Source organism: Mesotoga sp. Brook.08.105.5.1 (assembly GCF_002752635.1).
In the GTDB taxonomy this organism is placed as follows: Bacteria; Thermotogota; Thermotogae; order Petrotogales; family Kosmotogaceae; genus Mesotoga.
The window spans coordinates 24,362-44,390 of the sequence record NZ_AYTW01000001.1 but is presented as its reverse complement, the minus strand read 5'-3'; the positions used below and the strand labels follow the sequence as shown (position 1 = coordinate 44,390).

Here is a 20,029-nt window from a genome sequence, read left to right as displayed (position 1 = left end):
ATCAAATCCATAGATAAACGCTGAGAAACGCCACCTATTTACCATGACTGTTTCTGAAAACAAGTCTTCACTGAGAGCTGACCTGATCATTGAAAGGATTTTGGGAGCCGGATTCTGTGTACTTCACAGTCTTCGTTTATCGCAGTTGCTTGCTCCAAGAATCCTCTGTCTAATCTGGGGCTGAGGCTTTTTCTTCCCTCAGTCGAAGCAATAACGATTTCACCCTCTTCACTTGAACCACGAAGGACTCAAGTCTGCTTTCGACGGTCGGAGTGAATGGGTTTCCGTCAGACTCAAAGAAGAGTGTCGGGATATTGCCGGCAAGATCAAAGACCTCTCTTTTGAGCTTGTTCGAGTTTCTCCTTTGGTGATCTAGTCCTCTTTCTGCAATGGCTTCTGCAATCCTGGTCGGCATACATCCAAATGGGCCTATAGAAATGACTCCGTCATATCTGTCTATCGATTCGAACAAGACGGCTCCTAGAGTGAGGACTGCTTCTCCTGTAAGCTTGGGGTTCAGAAAGTCCTTTGAGACATCTACCATACCTTCAATATCAACTAAGTGCGCTCTGTAAAGTCCACTTGTTTCGAGGACTTTTTTGACTCGCTTTTCTATAGATCGCTTTACAACAATTTCAACATGTTTCAACCCTCTCTTCAACGGTCCAAGCTCTGTTGGTACATATTTCTTCAGCAATATGTAGTCCAGATAGTAGATCCACTCTTCAATTGGTGAAGCATGCATAATTATTCCATTATCTGCAAAGAACAACTCGAGTGATTTTCTGGAGAACTCGTCGTTTCTAACGTATATCTCCCCTGAAAGCAGAACTTTTGGTGTCGTTTCGAAATCGCTCTTTAGAGGGATCCTTGAGATCTTCTCGCAGATTGTCTCCAATTTTCTGATTACTTCACCATATGAATCACGTCTCAAGCTCTCACGAAGAATCTCGCGAGCTTCTCTAGATGCTTCGATAGCCTCGTCTCTATTTGAGGCTAGCGTAAGAAGGGCATTTTCAACATTACAGAACTCGTCAGCCATGATCATGCTTGTCCATATTCTCAGTTTAGTTTGAAGGCCCATGCCCGCATAACCGTTCTCAGAATTGAGGGAGAACAGTAGAACATTGCTTGCATTGTTCTTGTCCAGCCAAAGATCTATGTAAGTACTGTACTGACCAAATCGGCAGGGGCCGCGAGTATCAGGCATGAAGTACATTATTACGCTTTTGTCGTCCTTGTTTTCCTCAAGGTAGCGAATAAGGCTTCCTAGAGTCAGGTGAAAAGGCAAACATTCCTTGGATAATGAGTTGGATTTTCCCAGCTGAAACTCTAATTCTGTCGGTCTCGGGAGAACGTGAGTGTTGATGCCGACCTTTTCGAAGGCAGCAGCCATGAGCTGAGCTGCAAACTCGCCCATGGTAGGGACGATTACTTTGACCGAGGGATCTGTAATGGGAATGTGTCTTCCGTCCTGCAGCTCTATGCTGAATGTCCCGTTATTCGTTATTAGTTTCGGTCTCTTCGCCCGTTTGCTTTCTACTGGCTCCGCGTTCCTTTCTATGGAGCTTCTAACTACATCGGCAAAGGCTTCGATCCTGGTCTCCACTCCGGCATCCGATGTATGACTATCCAGTTCCAGAATCAGGGATGGCTTTTTCCCCATAATGTCTCTAAAGAAGGAGATCAAAAATGAGTCAGGTCCGCAGCTGAAGTTGGTTATGTAGAGTGCGAAGAGCTTTGGATTATTTTTTACATATCTGGCCGCCTTTAGGTTCATCTCACCCCATGCCCAGTACATTTTCTCATGTGACCTTTCGTTTTCGTAAGGGAGAGCGTCAAAAGTCACTACAGGAATTCCGCGTGAAGCAAGTTTTTCCGGGATTCCCATGTTGGCGTCACTGGAAAAGGCATTGTATGATCGGCCGAAGATCACGACACCGAAATCCGATCTCGCGACGTTTTCAAGAAACCTGTTCCCGATCTCCTTTATCCTTATAACGCTATCTTCGTAGGATTTCACTCCATTGGAAAAAGCGGTCAAAGCTTCTTCGCGGTTCCTTCCCAGTGACTTCGCAAGTAAGACGAACTTCTCTTTCTCTTTTTCGAAGCCCTGCGAAAAATCGAAGAAATCTGTCAAAATTCTTTTCGACCCGAGCTCCTCAAAACTCCCCATTAGCCAGTCCGGTTCGCTCTGCACAAATGGGCAGAACACCGAGTTTTCAACGGAGTTCGCAACCTCTAAACCCTTGACTGCTGGAATGAAGAAATAGTCGGGATTCATCTCCAAAAGATCATACATATAACCATGTGACAGTTCGACTGGAAAACAGAATTCCGATTTCTTTCTATCCCAGCCTCTGGGGTCGGACTTTTCCGGTACGACGATTTTAAACCCTAGACTTCTGAAAAAATTTGAGAAGAGAGGGAAGAGAGTATTCATAGAGAGAGACTTGCTGATTCCTATAGTCTCGATGCCCTTTTCGTCTGACCGTTCAAAGACTATCTTCTCTCTATCGGTAGTATATATGTATTCGTTTCTGTTTATGGGAAGGTTAAGACGAACATTTTCATACTTGTTGCAAGCACCGCCGAAGGGAAACTTCTTCCCTCCAACTTCAATTATGCGGATCGGACACTTTCTGTCGCATTTCTCTGCTCCACCGTCACAAATGAAGGTATTGAGATAGCGCACTTCTTTTGAGATCAAGTCAACCAGCTCAAAGCGTTCTTCTTCCAATTGGCCTTGTTCAAGCTTTTCCTTAACCATGAGTGATACACCAAATGCGCCCATGAGTCCGGGATGAGGTGGGACGATTATCTCCTTTCCAGTAACTGCCGCCATTGCCACGGGGACAGCACGATTGAGACATACGCCTCCCTGCATGAAGACCTTTTTCCCAACCGGTCTCATGGCTTTCACTCTGTTTGTGTAGTTCAGACAGATAGAGTAAACCAGGCCGGCGCAGATATCTTCTCTGGAGATGCCTTCGTTGATCGCAGTCTTAATATCGCTGCTGATAAAGGCCGCACACTGATCGCTGAAGTTTGGTGGAGATTGCCCTTTAAGCGCATAATCTCCAATCTCTCTGTAATCTATGTTCAGAGATTCCTTTGCGGATTCTTCGAGAAATGAGCCTGTACCAGCAGAACAGGCTTCGTTCATTGCATAATCCAGGGCAACCCCATTGGATAAGAAAGTGTATTTGGCATCCTGACCGCCAATCTCAAATATCGTGTCGACTTCTCTATCAAAGAATGAAGCAGCTCTTGCGTGAGCCATGATCTCATTGTAAACGGCACTCGTCTCGCAGAAAAGGCCAACTATCTTTCTTCCAGAACCTGTTACCCCGAGACCAATTATTTCGACAGGAACATCGAGCGAAGCACGAATCTCTTCAAGACACTGGCGTGTAGCGTTTATTGGATCTCCCATAGTCCTGAGATATGAACTAGCAAGAATGGTATTGTCCTTGGTTCTCATAACAACCGCCTTGGTTGTAGTTGAGCCAACGTCTATACCGAGAATGCAAGAATCACCGTCTTCAGCTGTCTCGAAAGGCATCTCCTTGAAATCGACCATGTCTACAAACTTTGAAAGGGGCTCATTCTTGGGGAAAGTCATTATACCTTCCTTGAAGACAGTCTCTTTATCTATCTCGATTTCTTCGAGAGCACTGGCATGTAGATAAGCGCCAAAGGCCTCAAAGAAGAGAGCCTCTTCAGGTATGGTAATTTCCGCGATTTCTTTCAAGTGATTCAGCACAAGCCGGTTTTTTGTTACTCCACCAACTAGAAGTATCTTTTTTACACCAGCCCTGTGCATGAGCTCACCGATCTTGTCGGACATGACCTTTCCAAGACCATTGAGAACCGATTCTTTAGGTGTTCCCTTGTTAAGAGCATGAGTACAATCGCTCTTGCAAAACACGGTACACCTGGAAGAAAGCTCGTAAATCACGTTTGTTTCCACTACGTTTGCTGTATCCAGTTCGACATCCATTCGCTTTAGTTGCTGGAGAAAGAACTCTCCAGTTCCTGAAGCGCATTTGCTTCCTGTGAAGACAGCTGTGATGTTTCCCTTATCGTTTAGCTTATACAGCGTGAAATTCTCTCCGCCCACGCTCACAATTGCCTCATGATCTCCGTACTTGCTTTTCAGTTCTTTGTAGGCAAATTCAGTGGCTTCAACTTCGGGGATTTGCGGAAGATTCAACAGCCTTCTTCCTTTCTTTCCAGTTACTACGACTACTCCTCTTTCAAGGATTTCCGGAAGAAAGCTTTTGAGTACTTTTAGTGGATTTCCTTCATGCAAAAGCCTTCTGGGAGTTTGACCATCATACCAGGAAATAGTGCTTGAGCCTATGCAAAGTCCAGCTCTATCCAATTGACTCGCCCCGGGGCTTTGAAAACGCTACATAAGATGTTAGAAGCATACTAATTAATGATAGCACATATAATTCTATTTAGTTTAACACTCCGAAAAATCATTACTGCGTTTGTACGGTCTCAACTCAGAGATTGGCTCACTTAAGAGCAAAAGCTAATTATGATAGTCGGGCTGGCGTTCATTCCCTATATTCTGACTTTATTACTCCAGGAGGACAGTATAGAGGATCAAGGGCTCTTGGTGAAGGCAGATACATTCTCAAGGACAAAGAAAAAGGTCCATTGGGCGCGGGGAGCCAGTTGCTTTCGAGATCAACGCCAGGCGAGTCGTGTTGTATATAGATGTCAAGAGACCCGTCATCGTTGTATGACAATCTTGACCGATCACCTATTGAGTATCTGTTAATTGGATTAGGCACCATGAACTGGTCATCACCGTACATTGTGATGGACCAGAACCCACCCGGTCCAACGGGTGGAATTTCGTTGCTTTCAAAATGGATCAGGTAATTGTACCTTGAGCCATCATAAGATTCTCCATCGGCATCTGCATAACTTATTGGATAGTAGGTTTCCTCAAGATCGCTCCCATAGAGACCCATGTAAGCGGCCGAAGCTCGAATCTCATACTTACCCTGCATCTGGTTTCGATTACCGAAGACTCGCTTTGTGAGACTCCAGCCATTCTTAGTAGTTCCCAGCAGTTCACCCGGTCTGAGAATAACTTCCATGGCATCTTCAATTCCTTGCTCAATTGCAGCCCGTATTTCGGAATTAAGATCTGCTTCGTCAAACGGAAGATTCGGTCCGATTCCAATAAGGCTGAATCTTTCGATCAAGGCTTTCTCAGATGGATGAATTTCTAGCTGGCCTAGAAGGAAGTTCAGATAGTAGATAAAACCGGCCGACTCGGCTCGTTCCTGTCTGAAGACCGGAAAAGTGTCTGTTCTTACAGATTTAGGGGCTTCATAACCAAGAAAGGAACTCAGGGGCTGGATTAGAAAGCTTTTTTGAATTTTGCGTATCGCATCAAGCTCACCGGATATCTCTGGGTTTATTGAAATCCTTGCTAGACACAAAACAAAGTTTCCTTCGCTGGTGAATACTTCATCAATGCTCTCGGGAACTTCTACTAATGACTTCGGACCGGTGATCAAGAAAGTCCTTGCCCCGCAACCGGTGGTTCTCGTTCCTGCATATGCGAAGTTATGAGTATACATGTCGACAAACTGTAAGGAGTAGTATCTTTCGCAAATAGCAGGTATCTGAATTATGATTGGTTCAGCTCTCAAATCAAGCCATGCAGCCGAGAACACTGTATCGTTGTTCGGGCGGACAATCTCTCTGAATTCAGGTCCAAGCAACCCTTTGCTATGCTTGAACCGGTTGAACGCATCTGGTATCACGGCCTGCAGAGTCATTGTTCGGAAATTCTCAAGCATTGGATAAGCGAAAATATACGCCTGTCGTGCGATTTCCCTTGCTTCGTCGCAGTTGTTCGTTGCCGGAGTCGATCCTGCGCCTAAGAAAGCGAACAAGAACACAACCACAGACAGCAGGGTAAGTAACTTCTTAAGATCCATCTTCGAATCCCCCATGTGAACTACCTGGTGTTGCAAATGGAAGTGGTCATACCAAGTACGATTATGAGCTCTATGAATGGTCTGTTTTCACATCACTTTATGCTAATCACATTATACCTGTATAAGATACAGAAAACGGGACATAGATTCTCCCGCTTATCTGACTGTATAATGGACGAAATTGTTTGGGCAAGTAACAGATCGGAGTAATCAACTGTTAATTGCTTTGGCTTTACCCCCTGAAAGTGATACAAGTTATGTCCATAACTGTGTGGTTTGACTCGAATGAGATAGGGGAAGCATTCGCTCTGGCTGAGCTAACATCGTTCTACACTGATCAGAAGATGCGCCCTTGACTGTAACGCACGGTAATAATATTTGATGAATGTTGGAAGGATCACATCAATGTGAAGGGAGTTGCAGAGCTCACCCGTCTCTCCGTTCGGGCGCTTCAGCACTATGACAAGATAGGACTTCTAAGTCCTAAGCGCAATTTGGCAAATGGATACAGGGAGTATTCCGAAGGAGATCTAGATAAACTTCAGCAGATTCTCTTTTTCAAACAGTGTAGCTTTTCTCTGGAGAGGATCGAGAAGCTTCTAGCAATCCAAGGTTCGATAGAGAGAAGGCCTTAGAACTTCAGAAGAAGAACTTGATTCTTGAGAAAGAGAGAATCGAAGCTATGCTAATCACACTGGAAAGGACGCTCAAAACTATGAGAGGGGAAGATTCGATGAGTCAAAGAGAAAAGTTCAAAGGATTTGATTTCTCTTACAACCCATATGAAGAAGAAGCTAGACAACTTTGGGGTGACGAGACAGTCGAAAAAAGCAACGATTTTATCGCATCGAAGAGCGATCGGGAGAGGAATGACATGGAGAAGACACTAGATGAGCTATTTAGAGGGCTAGCGGAGATTAGGGACGAAGATCCCGATTTAGCCCGCGCCCAGGAAGCAATCGAGAAGATGTATAATACGTTCAACGAAAGCTTTGGACATTACTACACCATTGAGTCGTTTGCCGCCTTGGGACAGATGTACGTGATAGATGAGCGGTTCAAAGTGAACATAGATAAATTCGGTGACGGCCTTTCAGAGTTTTTTTCCAGGGCAATGCAGAGATTCGCCGATCGGCGCCTTGAAAGCGGTCGAGAGCAATAGAAACTCAGACTAGATGATTTTGAGGCCGAAGACTATTTGAGTATCGTCAGATTCCAAACGGACATTGCGCGATTTCCTAGAACAGGTCCTGAAATTGGGACCTGCAGTTTTTTCCACATAATCCGGAGTTATTTCTTGTATTCATTTTCGCGTTTAGACGCATTGAGTTGCAGATATTCTCTCCAAGACTCAGGTCAACTGAATTGGCTATTCCTTATCGGTCGTGGACGGTCCTGATTTCCGGAGCGGTCGTTATCGACATCATTGTGGTAAGCTATAATTCAGATGCATAGCTAATTATATGGTTGTCTCTCGTAAGCGGCATATTATTAGGGCCAGAGTCCGGATCAGATCTGATGAAAGGACTGACCGCTATTGATCCAAGCAGTTTCTGAAAGGGTGGGGAGATTATTTGAACGGGAAAGTTGTTGCTTTTCAAGGTGAACACGGTGCTTATTCAGAACAGGCTATAAGAAAGCTTCTAGGAGAATCCCCTGTCACAATTCCGTGTAGGTCGTTCCAGGAGATGCTGAATCTTGTTCCAGGATGGAAAAGCAGACTACGCAATTCTCCCCGTGGAAAACTCTCTGGCTGGTACAGTGATTCCCGCCTACGATGCTTTGATGGATAGTGATCTTCTTGTCCAGGCAGAGGTTATGCTTCGAATTGAGCACTGCCTTATGGCTCCCAAGGGTAAAGCGATTTGTGACATAAAATACGTGATTTCTCACCATCAGGCGTTGGCACAGTGCTCGGAACACCTGGAAAAAGAGGGCCTTATGGCGAAAGAATACTATGACACTGCTGGCGCAGCGAGGGACCTGGCGGTTTGCGAGATGGAGTCAACAGCTGCAATTGCTAGCGAACTCGCGGCCAAAACATATGGGCTTGATATCTTAAGGAGGAATTTTGAAGATCTCGATACAAATACAACCAGATTCTTCTTAATGGGTAGAGAGTCCATGCCATGTATTGGAAAATGCAAGACATCTATTATATTCACGACGGAACATAAGCCCGGAGCCTTGTTCAGTGTCCTCGGAGAGTTGTCAGATCGCAATCTGAATCTGACGAAAATCGAATCAAGGCCTTTCAAGAGGGAGATGTGGCACTATATATTCTTTGTAGACTTTGAAGGAACGGCAGCTGACAAACGAGTGAAAGAGGGAATCAAGGCAATCAGTGACCGTTGCAGCTACTTCAAGTTCGTGGGTTCGTATCGCTCTGCCAACCACGAGATGTGAATCCATCAACTGATATTCCAAGTCCCCCAAGTCAAGAAGCTGACGTTCTTGAGAAATAACCAATAAGAAATAAGAGTCATGAATTTCTCCTGAAGCCTTACCGACTTCTGTTGAGACTAAAGACCCAATGTCATTTCACAATAATTCCACCTTCTTCAAGAGTATGCCCATGAAGCAGGGAATTATAGCTGCCTACCATTTCAAAATCTCATGGTAAGCGAGCAACGCCTTTGGCTGATTTGTAAATTCGGATGCCTTGTGTTGAGAATAGATCGCAGAGGGCTTCTTTGTTACTTGTCGGTTCTTACGATCCTGAAACCAACAACATATATTCCAATTTCCCCACTTACTTCCTCTCGATAAGGAACCCTTAAAAGTCTTGCAATATTGAAGTAGCTGCCTCCTCTAATTATGAAGTCCGTGCTTCCGTTTATTGGGACGTAGGGATTTGTAGTTGAGTCAGCAGTGTATTCCTGGAAGGGTTCAGTACACCACTCGAACACATTGCCACTCATGTCGTGTATTCCCAACCCATTGGGCTCCTTCTCTCCGACGGGCCATGTTGAGATACTATCCACAATGTCATTGTGAGCATTCTCTCGGTACCATGCGACTTCATCCGGGTCGTTGCTTCCCGAGTACTTAAACAATGACTCTGAATCTCCGCCTCTTGCGGCGAATTCCCACTCAGCTTCCGTGGGCAAGCGGAATCCAATTACCTCAGACGGGTCATCTGCCATGCCGCCTGAAAGATCGAGCAGATTACCGTTGTCGTCATACGCTCTTGCCAGTCCCGCCTTGTCGCTTAACCAGTTGCAGTAGGCAATTGCGTCATACCAGGAAACGGAAATCACTGGTCTCCTTTCTCTGCCCCAGGAGAAATCTTTGGGTTTTGTTCTGCCCAAGTCGTCGCAGAAAGCATCGAATTCATCAAAGGTGACCTCATACTTCCCGATGAAGTAGTCGTAATCTATAGTTACTTCGTGGAGGGGTAATTCATTCTCGTATCCGTCGCCCCAGGTGTCTCCCATTGTGAACTTTCCGCCTTCAACTAATATCATCTCTTCAATTGCAACGAAATTCCAGGAGATGATATTTGAGAATGTACCTTCGTTGTCTTCGGCCTTCACTTCAAATGAATGAACCCCGGTTCCGTAATCATTCCAGACGTATTCTGTTTCAAGTCCATAGTCATCCCAACCTGCTTCATCGACGTTGACGTAGTACTTCGCAATCGTGCCGTCTGGATCCGATGCGCTCCACTCGAGAACGTTCGCTGAGCAATCTATTACTCCTTCAGAACCACCGATCTTCTGGAGAACTGGCGGCTGGTTTTCCCTGGGCTTCTTACACCCTGCAAGCATCACTGCAAACACAACTATCAGCAGTAGTATCAAGAGTCTCTTCATTTCTTCTTAACCCCCTTTTCTTCCGGTAATCGATTGAGAACATATTATACTTATCACATTGTTTCTCTTTACTCTATCATCTTCTAATGCGAGTTCAGAAGTATTGCTACTGAGCGATTCTACCGATTCTGAACCCGGCTAAGCTTGCGAAATCCATGGGAAGGGCAGGAAACCGATAAGATACACGGATATTTACTTCGGGAAAGGCCCAGCAACCGCCTCGACAAATCCGGTGAGTTCCGCTGGAAACGTACGGATTTGCTTTTTGAGAAGCGGTATATTCAGAATAGAAGTCGGTGCACCACTCAAGCACGTTACCGCTCATATCATAAATACCAAGAGCGTTTGGTTCGAGCTGGCCAACCGGGTGGGTCTTATCGCTGGAGTTGTAATCGTACCAGGCTACCAGTGAAGGGTTGTCGCTTCCAGACCACTTGTATTCGGAATTATGTTTTCCTCCTCGCGAGGCATATTCCCATTCGGCTTCCGTCAACAATCTGTATCCAAGTACTTCTGTAATATCCGTCGTTACCTTTCCCTCTGAATCGAGCAACTGACCTTCGTTGACTTCGCAGCGACTTACGTATGCAGGAGGCAGGCCATCCTTTTCACTCAACCAGTTGCAGTATTCTATTGCCATCCACCATGGCACATTGATTACTGGTCTGCTGCCCATTCCCCAGCCTTCATCGGAGGGAATTACGGCTCCCTTATCTACGCAGAACTCATTGTACTCGTTGAAAGTAACTGGATACTTCCCAACAAAAAAACCGTACGTGAGTTCGACCTGATGGGTTGGTTTCTCCATGTTTAACCCGTCTCCCCAGGTATCTCCCATGGTGAAAGAACCCCCACTCACAAAGACGAAGTCTCCCAAATAGGATTCAAATAAGAGAAAAGTGAAAGTCCAGATTATCCGTTCAGAAGCGAGTCCTTTGTCGTCTTTCGCCCTTACCTCAAAGGTGTGATCTCCTTCTTGATATCCGCACCAGGTATAACTGGTCTTTGTACCGTGATCAACCCATTGTCCGCCGTCTGTCCTATACTGATACAGCGAGACGTAGCCATCGTCGTCATAACCGAGCCACTTAAATGTAATGCAGTCATCAAGGGTGTCGCCAGAAGGTCCGGAGGATTCTTTCTCGATCAAAGGTGGTTGATTACTCCTGAAGATGCATGAGGGCGTCAAGAACAGTACAATTGATAGGAAAAGAACAAAGAAAAACAGTTTGAGTTTCATTGTGTTTCCACCTCCATGAAGTGCTTGTACTGAGATAGGCCAAACCTGTGGAAGAGGCAGTTGCCAACTCACGAAGTGCCTCTCTTCACTTCACAGGCCAAATTCTAACTACAGCAACGCCAAACAAGTGAGTGCATCAATTCGAGAACGTCTTGTCGGGTAGATCTCAGAACTATGATCAAGCAAATTGTATCTGGCTATGCGCCAAAAGAAAATCTAGTGGGGAATTAAATGAATTGAAAACACTGCAGACTTCAGCAAATAGTCGATTTCTTGTCGACGCCACAACTACATACTATCAGACTTCTCTTTCTCAGCAGAGGTGAATCTACAGTTGTCGCCTTTTCACGGTACAGTCTAAGCATTTCGTGAATAAGCCTTTAGAAGAACAGTCACCGTTTTGTATGAATTGCTCTTATTACCCTTCACGATGAGTTCGTTGCCCATAATATCGGCGTTCTCGGCTTCGATCTTCCTGGATACCATAATAGGAATGGAAGTAATCTTTCCCGGTGATCTAACAATCAGCTGCCAGCAGTCAGATTCCGATATTCTCCTAATTGATATTATCCTGGGTTGTGAACTCTTTTTGCCTTTGGTGAGCTGTGGTTCAACTGGAAGGATCAAGAACGGGGCTGTATAAGTAATAAAAATGTCCAGCTTCTTTCCCGATATACTTGTGTCAAGTTCAACTCTCTTTGATGTGATTCCGTCGAGGGTTCTTACATGAAGCGGTTCGTTGTTGACAGAAATCCCAACATCACTTGATTGTTTGGGTATCCACGGTGTGAAACGTACAGACAATTCCTTCTCCATATGTATTCTAAAGTGCTGTGTCACTTCTATCCAGTCACTAATCAGTGTCGTACATTCATATGACAACGCCAGACAGTTGCTCCCCAATGCTAGACAGGGAGCTTCTACTCTCCTGAGGTTCACCGGTATTGAAGGCTGAAAGTCAATGATACCCTCGATCATGTTTGGAGCGAAGCCAAGCACACCTTCGTAGAATGGTTGAAATCCCATTGTTTCAGACCAGGCCTGATGAGGACATATCCCGGAAAGTTCGTAGGTATTTCCATGAAGAACTTCCGGGATATACCCTGATGAAAAGTCCTTATTTGTGTATAGATTGGCAAGCATGTGATTGTGAGCGTCAAGATCCGCCCCAAGTCTGAACTGAGCCAAAGCAGCCCAACCGGTAAATAGAGGCCAGACGCTTCCCTCGTGATAGCCTTTGGGATTGAATATCCCTGAGCTCTTTCCTATTATTCTTACCCCCCAGTCAGTGGAAAAGTCATCACTAGCCAGATCTTCGATCTGGGCGGAGATTCTTTCGTGAGGCACACAGTTGAAGATCAAACCCATTGAAGACATAATCGTTCTGAATTTCATTTGCTTTCCCGCTTCATCTATTCCCAGGACAAAACCCGTCTCAGGATCGTATAGTTTTTCGAGGCCAATCAAGCATCGTTCTTGTAGATTTGACAAATGAGACTTAACCCTTTCCTCTCCAAGATAACTGGAAAGCATTTCTATGCCCCTGAGAGCTGCAATCCATATGCAGTTCAAATAGAATGAGGCCTTTGCGCCGTACAGTTTTCCCCCTTCGACCCAGCCGTGGCCAGCAATAGTGTTTTCAATAAGACCGTCACCATCTGAATCGGTTTCTGAGCAGTAGTCTAGAGCTTTCTCTATTCTGCCCCAGTTTTTCCTTGCGAATTCTATGTCGCCGCTCTGCAAGCAGTACCTATACATCGCGTAAAGATAGAGGGGAGTGGAGTCGGCAGCGTCATAGTGAACAACATTGCTGGTAGTGAGTTCATGATAGATCTTTCCATCGATTCTCTGGAATTTCATTAGAAGTTCTAGATTCTCTTTGACGGTGGTGAAGTCTCCACTGTCGAGAAATGCCAGTGAGCACCAGAGGCTGTCTCGGCCGAAGTACCAGGCGTAGCCGGGCCTCGCACTGAACCAGCCCGGTCTACTTGAAGCATATCCAGCTACAAGGCCAGTTCCAAGATTCGGTACGGTCACTCTGAACTTGATTGCTCCAATTCTTGCCATGTCAAGAGCCTCATTGAGTCTTGAGTCATCTGTTATGATCCGCCCCTTCTCGAGGTACTTCAGGTAGAATTCGTTGGCCTTGAGTATCTCATCTTGCATATCGATTTGCTTCGGGAGCTCTTCGTCTTCGATACATGAGATCACCGAGAGCACGGCCGTTCCTGTCACTTTGCTACCAATCGTCACTGAGATCTCTTTGTCAATCCTATCCAAAGATAGTGATGATGGACTCGAGAAGATGAACAGGCTCTTGATCTGGCCGTCCTCGGTCTTAAGAATGAACCCGTTATCAAGTTTGGTGAACCGTTTTTCTCCATTGAAAGCATCATCCATTGGCCACATTATCCTGAGATCAGATTCGATACGAATATCAATGCTGTGTTCTATGTAGTCGTAGAAATCGAACTGCAAGAACAGATAGGGGTTCTCTAGACTACAGAAGACAGTTATCTCTCCGCAGCAAAGCTTATATACGACTCTTTCGGGTGTGTAGAGAACCCTATTGAGCGCTTCTGACAAGTGTTCTCCATCTATAGAGAACTCCATGGATCTAAAGATTCGGAAGGGATGCACCCACACTTCTTCAATTCTATGGACAGAGAGATTTGCAAGAATGCGTCGGCCTGTGGAATTGATGTAACCTCTTGCGTTTTCGATTTCCATAGACGGAACTGGCCAGTTAGTCACTGACAAGACTGATGGAAGTCTTTGATCTGAAGTCTCTGAAGTCTGAACAAATACCGAGTCCGATTCTATCCAGTATTTGCCTTGTCTGTTAGGAGAAAGCAGCCAGAGGATGCTGTTCTCGATGAACCTTCGTGCTTCGGCATTATACGGATTATCGGGTTCCTCAAATGAAAGATAACCTCCTATAGAGAGAACTGGAAAGCCTCCAATATCATGAAGCCAAATCAGTTTTCTCTCCCTAATATAGCTTATATATCTTTTCTCAACGGCCACTACCTTTGCTCTACTGCCAAGATAGTAGAAGACATTCGGTATCTTTTCAAGGCCGTTGAGATGGGTGCTGTAGAAGCCTCCAAACAATCCTTCAAATAGAGGGTGGTTCTTATAGCATTGAAATCCCCTTTTGTCCCACGGGGAGCTGTCCATAAACACTCTTCGCTCTTCAATAGTGCCGGCATCCTCTACCCCAATCGTTTCAATCATTCTGACGGCCTTTCCTATCAGAATTATGGGTTTGGCGCCTATTGAGGGCAATAGAGATTTCAGATCCGGTACGATGTTGTTCAGCATTATCAGTTCATTCTTATCGCAATCAACTCTCGCACTGGTTTGGTATCCAGCTTTCTGAATAATCTCAGCGAGGTGGTTCACTTTCTCTTCAATGACACAGATCATCTGCAGTTTCTTACCTCGACCACAGTTCATCCTGAGAATATCTCTTTGAAAAGTCCAAGTGAGGCTCCCTTTGATACCAGTAAGCTACTGTGGCAATATCGTCCGTCAAGGGCTGGAATGCCCCGTCGGGATACCAGCCAAGCGCTTGCACTGTTACTCTGATTGAGTTGTTGAACCGTATGGGATCAGGAATATGCCAGCGATAGAGGCCGTGCCTGGGAACCTGTCCCTCATCTCTTTTCCATAGGGGGTAACCGCAGAAAGGAGCGGAGAAGGACTCACCAAAACACCATGCACCTCCAAAGTAATCTTCGGTTCCCGTTGTACAGATACTTGGGTCTTCTTCACCGTCAATGAAGAACTTGACTTCTCCCTCTCCCCACCAGCCATTTGAGAACTGAGTCCAGGAGGCAACCGTGCCCACATAATGACCTATGCCGCTAACACAGTCCAGGATTACGTGTTCCGGACACTCTCGAGTGGTCATCGATCTTCTCCATTCTGCATGGAAGTATGCGGCTGATTCAGGTATACTCCCCAGTGAGTAGTCAATCTGATAGAAAAAGTTTTGAAAAGGCTTTGGAGAGAGGTTCTCGACTTCAATTCTCGCGCAGTTTTCGAAAGGCATCGGCCAGTAGCAGTTGAATCCGCCTGATGGATTTACCGCCACAGGAAGCGAGTTAATATTGTATCTCAATCCGTGAGTGCAACCAAAGAAGTCTCCTAGCGGAGCTTCAACTGAAGGAGATTGTTCCCCATCCCAGTAGAACCTTATCAGGCAGCTTCTGTATGCGTTACTGTCAACGGTTATCCAGATGTGCCTTATAGTACCGGGTCCCTCAATTCTTGCCAGTTCGACTCTTCCCGTTGCTGGAAGCTCGATACAAGGTCTGACTTTCCACCCCTGTCCCAGCTTTCTTGCAGGCCCCTTCCCTTCAGGACGTTCAAGAGCTCCTCCGGAAACACTTCCGTCGGGATTCTCCGCAGAAATCGATCGTGAGCATTCGTTTTTGATCTCACATATGTCACCAAAGAATGACAAGTTGATCACCCCTTTCTTCTATTCTGCCAGCGACTGGCTACTTGTCGTAGCCCGATGTAAGTCTTATTCCCTGAACGATCCATTTCTGGGCGAAAATATAGACCAATATCATCGGAATAGACGAAAGAGCTGCAGCGGCCATCTGTGCAGGGTAGTTTGTTACGTATTGAGAGGAGAACATCGCTACGCCGACTTCAATAACTCGCATCTCTTTGCTTCTCGTAACTATCAATGGCCAGAAGAAAGATCTCCACTGTGAAAGAAAAGTGAAGGTCCCAACTGTTGCAATCACCGGTTTGCAAAGAGGCATGATTACTTTCCAGAATATCTGCCAGGAAGACGCTCCATCTATTCTCGCGGCATCTTCTATGCTGCTTGGAAGGCTAAGCATATACTGTCTCATGAGGAACATTCCCCAGATATTTCCAAGCGCTGGAACTATCATCGCCCAATAGGTATCAACCCAGTTCATCGAGTGCAGGATGATGAATCCCGGAATGAGAGTAACAACTCCAGGGAGAAGCATGAAAGTAATGAATAGTTTAAACATGAAATCTCGACCCGGGAAGTGTAAGCGAGAGAGAGCGTAACCGCCCATCGCTACCAGGATTATCTGGCCAATAAGCACTGCAATTGTTATGAATAAAGTGTTGAAGATATATCTTCCCCATGGTTGCGATTGCCACATTTCCACGTAGTTCTCCCAACGAAGAACATCCGGGATCAGCTTTGGTGGAAGTCTGTACATTTCAAACTCTGCCATGAATGAGAAAGAGATCATGAGAATATAAGGAAGTAGTGTGGATAGTCCGAGAAGAATTAGCAAAGCCATAATTATTACTTTGACGAAAATCGGGAAGAATCTGTTATTCATCTCATCATCTCCTCTCTAGAAGTAAGCCTGCCAGCTCTCTTTGCCAAAGAGCTTGAACTCCACCAGAGTCAGCGCGGCCAGCAACAGGAACAAGATCCACGATTGTGCTGCGGCGTACCCCATTCTCATATCCACCCAGGCAGACTGCCAGATATGATAGAAGACGACATCTGTTGACCTAAGAGGTCCTCCCTGGGTCAAGACATAAATTGGAGTGAAGACCTGGAATGACCCAATGACGCTGGTCACAAGAACGAAGAGACTCGTCGGTTTGAGCAGTGGGAGCGTTATCTTCCAAAAAATTCTTGGTTTGCTCGCTCCATCAACTGCAGCCGCGTCATAGAAGTCCTTTGGAATGCCCTGGAGCCCAGCCAGGAATATGAGTAGTTGACTGCCAATAGCAGACCAAATACCGATTATCATCATTGATATCAGTGCGAACTGAGGTGATTCAAGCCAGGCTATTGGCTTTATTCCGACAAGGCCAAGAATGAAATTCAGGACCCCGAAGTCTCGATTGAAAATCCAGCGCCACACGATTGTAGTTGCGACCCCTGCAGTTACAACGGGAAGATAGTAGAGAACTCTCAAGACAATAGATAGCTTTCCCAGCTTGTTTACGGCAATTGCCAGGAGGAGAGAAATGAACATCCCTATTGGAACGTAAATCGAATAAACTGCCGTATTCTTCATTGCATTCCAGAACTTCAGATCTCCGAAGAGCTCAATGAAGTTCTCGAGTCCAACAAACGGCTTAGCTGCATCAACGATACTCCATCTTCTGAACGCGAGGAACAGCGCAAAACCCATAGGACCGACCGCCCACCAGATAAGGTGGACAAGAGCCGGCAGTAGAAAACCATAACCAATGAAAGTTCGTCTTATCAGTTTGTGAGACTCAATGTTTGTCACTATAAAGACGCTTACTATTACCATTACCAGAAGTACTAGAATTGCCCCTATGGAGAAAAACTGAATAGACAAGATAGAGTTTTCTCTATGAGTCTCCTCGAACAACACAGTGAAATCGTATCCGCCAATATTCCGGCTTGCATATGTGTGAATCACATCATTGACTTTCGCAGAACCGGTTTCTATTCCATTTACTTGAGAAGATGTGTCTATCTCGAGATTCGAGATTCTTCTGGCAGTCAGATTAGAGGCGACCACTTCGCCTTCGTGCTGGACAATGAAGTTTGCTCCCGTACTTCGTCTCGATGTGTCAACGAAATCAACGAAGAATCCTTCGTCCCCCTTCAATACTAAATGTTCAACATCATTGAACCAGGCCTTTGATCTCTTCAACCCAACGCCTTCGCTAATCTCTCCAAGAGCTTCACCAAAGACAAAGAAGGCGAATGAAGCGATCAGTACGATCGCAGGCAGATATGCTGTCAGCCCAAATATCATACGAGTACGCTTATTCAGAGCGGCGTGGGATGCTGCCTTCCTGTAGAATGAGAGCAAGACGAAAACGGCAAAAGCGAATGAAGCAAGAGCAGAGATCCACAGAAAAAGCGACAAAGAGGTGTATTTGTCTTCCCAATCCGCATCGGTTGTGAGAGTTGAGAAGAATCCAATTACATCCCAGTTGTCGGAATCATAGACCGCAATTGCGTTTATCGACGCTTTGCTTCCTTCAAATGAGATCTCCGCAGATTCTGGTCTTTGGCTATTTATCGTTTTTCTGAAGAGACTACGAATCAAGTCGTCTTCTATTCTGGGCGAATCTCTGGAAACAGCGAAATCATTTTCGTCACCGAAGTAAACGACGAAATCTCTTTCATACGTTTCACTTGCTTTGTCGAGAAGATCGTCAAATCTGTCGAGAACAACCAGAAGGATATTGTCGTCAAGTAGGCGTATCCCAGTCTGAATGTATGTTTCATCACCATAAACGACGAGCTCAGTCTTCGGATATCCAATCGAAAAGGTAAGATTTTCGAAAAACAGAGAGGAAGATAGACTATCCGGCGCAAAATAACCAAAGTCATCAATCAGGTTGCCTGAGTAATCGAACAAGCCAGCAAAGACAACGTCATCTGAAAAACTCTCGAGTACGGCAGTGACTAATTCTGGCCTCTCAATCAAAGGATTCATCTCCAGGTCGATGTATGCCGTCAGGTTTTGGTAGTTGAGTTTGAAGCTTCTTAGCAAAGAAGCCTCACTCTCGACCAAGAAGTCATTGAGGGCATTTCTGGCATAGAAACCCAAAATGGCAAATGCCGATATCATCAGAAGGCCAACAAACACCAGTAACCCGACAATGATCTTGTAGTGCCTCAAAGTCATCCCTCCCGGAAAACGAGGGGCAGTGCAGACTGCCCCTCAGATGAAGAAATTAGTTTTCACCCTTTTCGATATACGTGTCCATTGTTGCTGCAGCCCAATCCATTGCCTGCTTGACGGTCTCTCCACCTACGTTCATCCTGTCAAATGCCTCTGCCCATGTGTCTTCGAACTGCGGTCTATAGTATTTCGTCTGAGAACCAACCGGGACTCTTGCAAAATCAAGCATTTTGATGAAAGCTGCGTCGAGTTCGTCCTGAGCTGCCTGTAGCTCTGCGATGTCCTTTATTGCAGATATTGCCAGTCCGCCTTCTAAACAACGTTTGGTTTGAGCAAATTCGCTTGAGAGAAACGCAGCAAGCTTTGTCGCGCCTGCTTTGTCGGGAGCGTTGACAGGGACCGCCCAACCGGAAGCGTAGGTTACGGTTGCTTTGCTTTCAGGACTTGCGTAAGGTATTGGTGCAGCTCCAACAACCAGGTCAGCCCCCTTGGCAATCTGACCTCTGATTGACACGTTGAACCATCTACCTGTGATTACCATCCCCACTTTCCCTGTATAGAAGAGTGCAGAAGTTCCGCCCAAAGAGCTAGCCTCCTGAGGAGAAGGTGCATATCCCTTTGAGAGGAGGTCGATGTAGAAGCCGTAATTATTCACGTTCAGATCGCTGTTGAGATAACCAGATGTCTGAGTGAAGTCCGGGCTGAAGACCTCTCCGCCGCCTGCCCAAAGGAGTGGTACAACAACACCGACCCATGACGGGAAAGCGAAGCCCCAAACGTCGTTCTTTCCATCACCAGTAGTGTCCTTGCTCAAGAGACGAGCGGTCTCTGCAAATTCCTCCATTGTCCAGCCATCTTGAGCAGGATAAGGCACGCCAAGTTCATCAAAGACCTTCTTGTTGTAGAATATCCCAATTGGGCTCGTGTCCTTTGGAAGGGCGTACAGACTCCTACCTGATCTGAAGATGTCGACAAGTACTGGGAAATACTCGTCCAAGTTGGTGCCGCTTGCACCTTCTCTGCTCAGCCTGCTGATGAAAGGATTGATGTCTGTCAAGTAGTTGCCTTCGACAAATGCAGGAATCATCTCGGCATCAAGCAGAATGACATCGGGTGGAGTTCCCGCTCCGATGTCGGTCAGGATTTTCTGGTAATAGTCGCCTGGAACCGGTTCGTAGACTACCTCATACTCCGGATTCAGCCTCATGAATTCGGCAATGATTGCCTCGTCAAGAGCTGCTTCTTCAGCGCCTGCCCAGGTCGTGACTCTGAGCTTGGTTGCTCCCAGTACAAGTGAAGAAAGCAAAATCAGAGCAATTACAAGAGAACCTTTCAGATATCTTACCTTTTGCATACTCCCACCTCCAT

The 20,029-nt window shown here is 45.8% G+C and carries 11 protein-coding genes and 1 pseudogene; 3 read left to right on the top strand and 9 right to left on the bottom strand.

From position 1 onward, the window contains the following. Positions 1-169: 169 nt before the first annotated feature. Positions 170-4,387, bottom strand: a complete 4,218-nt coding sequence (locus V512_RS00155; protein WP_099828447.1) for an acyl-CoA dehydratase activase — start codon at positions 4,385-4,387, stop codon at positions 170-172. A gap of 181 nt (positions 4,388-4,568) precedes the next feature. Beyond that, on the bottom strand, positions 4,569-5,972 hold the full coding sequence (locus V512_RS00150; RefSeq protein ID WP_099828446.1) for a DUF1254 domain-containing protein: 1,404 nt from the start codon (positions 5,970-5,972) through the stop codon (positions 4,569-4,571). A 401-nt stretch (positions 5,973-6,373) separates the two neighbouring features. Here V512_RS00150 and V512_RS15335 point away from each other — a divergent pair. From V512_RS15335 to V512_RS15240, 3 genes and pseudogenes are all read left to right on the top strand, one after another. Further along, positions 6,374-7,134: pseudogene (locus tag V512_RS15335) on the top strand (MerR family transcriptional regulator). A 412-nt stretch (positions 7,135-7,546) separates the two neighbouring features. After that, the gene (locus V512_RS15245; protein ID WP_258006308.1) at positions 7,547-7,765 is read left to right on the top strand and encodes a prephenate dehydratase domain-containing protein; all 219 of its coding nucleotides are present in this window, start codon (positions 7,547-7,549) and stop codon (positions 7,763-7,765) included. Beyond that, on the top strand, positions 7,671-8,378 hold the full coding sequence (locus V512_RS15240; RefSeq protein WP_258006307.1) for a prephenate dehydratase domain-containing protein: 708 nt from the start codon (positions 7,671-7,673) through the stop codon (positions 8,376-8,378). The genes V512_RS15245 and V512_RS15240 overlap by 95 nt, the downstream gene beginning before the upstream one ends. Before the next feature lie 290 nt (positions 8,379-8,668). Here V512_RS15240 and V512_RS00135 read toward each other — a convergent pair whose 3' ends face one another. The 7 genes from V512_RS00135 to V512_RS00105 all read right to left on the bottom strand — a co-directional run bounded on the left by V512_RS00135 (position 8,669) and on the right by V512_RS00105 (position 20,015). Next, positions 8,669-9,787, bottom strand: coding sequence for an SUMF1/EgtB/PvdO family nonheme iron enzyme (locus V512_RS00135; RefSeq protein WP_099828445.1), 1,119 nt, complete (start codon positions 9,785-9,787; stop codon positions 8,669-8,671). 106 nt (positions 9,788-9,893) lie between these two features. Next, on the bottom strand, positions 9,894-11,027 hold the full coding sequence (locus V512_RS00130; protein ID WP_099828444.1) for an SUMF1/EgtB/PvdO family nonheme iron enzyme: 1,134 nt from the start codon (positions 11,025-11,027) through the stop codon (positions 9,894-9,896). A 357-nt stretch (positions 11,028-11,384) separates the two neighbouring features. Then, complete coding sequence (locus V512_RS00125) at positions 11,385-14,486, bottom strand: GH116 family glycosyl hydrolase (protein WP_099828443.1); 3,102 nt, start codon at positions 14,484-14,486, stop codon at positions 11,385-11,387. Continuing rightward, complete coding sequence (locus tag V512_RS00120) at positions 14,467-15,507, bottom strand: glycoside hydrolase family 172 protein (protein ID WP_099828442.1); 1,041 nt, start codon at positions 15,505-15,507, stop codon at positions 14,467-14,469. The genes V512_RS00125 and V512_RS00120 overlap by 20 nt, the downstream gene beginning before the upstream one ends. Positions 15,508-15,535: 28 nt before the next feature. Next, positions 15,536-16,372, bottom strand: coding sequence for a carbohydrate ABC transporter permease (locus V512_RS00115; protein ID WP_099828441.1), 837 nt, complete (start codon positions 16,370-16,372; stop codon positions 15,536-15,538). Between the two features lie 15 nt (positions 16,373-16,387). After that, positions 16,388-18,658 carry a sugar ABC transporter permease gene (locus V512_RS00110; protein WP_165775306.1) on the bottom strand — a complete coding sequence of 757 codons (2,271 nt, stop codon included), beginning with the start codon at positions 18,656-18,658 and terminating at the stop codon, positions 16,388-16,390. A 55-nt stretch (positions 18,659-18,713) separates the two neighbouring features. Next, positions 18,714-20,015 carry a sugar ABC transporter substrate-binding protein gene (locus V512_RS00105; protein WP_099828439.1) on the bottom strand — a complete coding sequence of 434 codons (1,302 nt, stop codon included), beginning with the start codon at positions 20,013-20,015 and terminating at the stop codon, positions 18,714-18,716. Positions 20,016-20,029: the final 14 nt, after the last annotated feature.

What these genes read in the sequence shown, in the direction of transcription:
- V512_RS00150 (WP_099828446.1), bottom strand. Translation starts at nt 5,972, where the DNA reads ATGGATCTTAAGAAGTTACTTACCCTGCTGTCTGTGGTTGTGTTCTTG.
- V512_RS00135 (WP_099828445.1), bottom strand. Translation starts at nt 9,787, where the DNA reads ATGAAGAGACTCTTGATACTACTGCTGATAGTTGTGTTTGCAGTGATG.
- V512_RS00130 (WP_099828444.1), bottom strand. Translation starts at nt 11,027, where the DNA reads ATGAAACTCAAACTGTTTTTCTTTGTTCTTTTCCTATCAATTGTACTG.
- V512_RS00125 (WP_099828443.1), bottom strand. Translation starts at nt 14,486, where the DNA reads ATGAACTGTGGTCGAGGTAAGAAACTGCAGATGATCTGTGTCATTGAA.
- V512_RS00115 (WP_099828441.1), bottom strand. Translation starts at nt 16,372, where the DNA reads ATGAATAACAGATTCTTCCCGATTTTCGTCAAAGTAATAATTATGGCT.
- V512_RS00105 (WP_099828439.1), bottom strand. Translation starts at nt 20,015, where the DNA reads ATGCAAAAGGTAAGATATCTGAAAGGTTCTCTTGTAATTGCTCTGATT.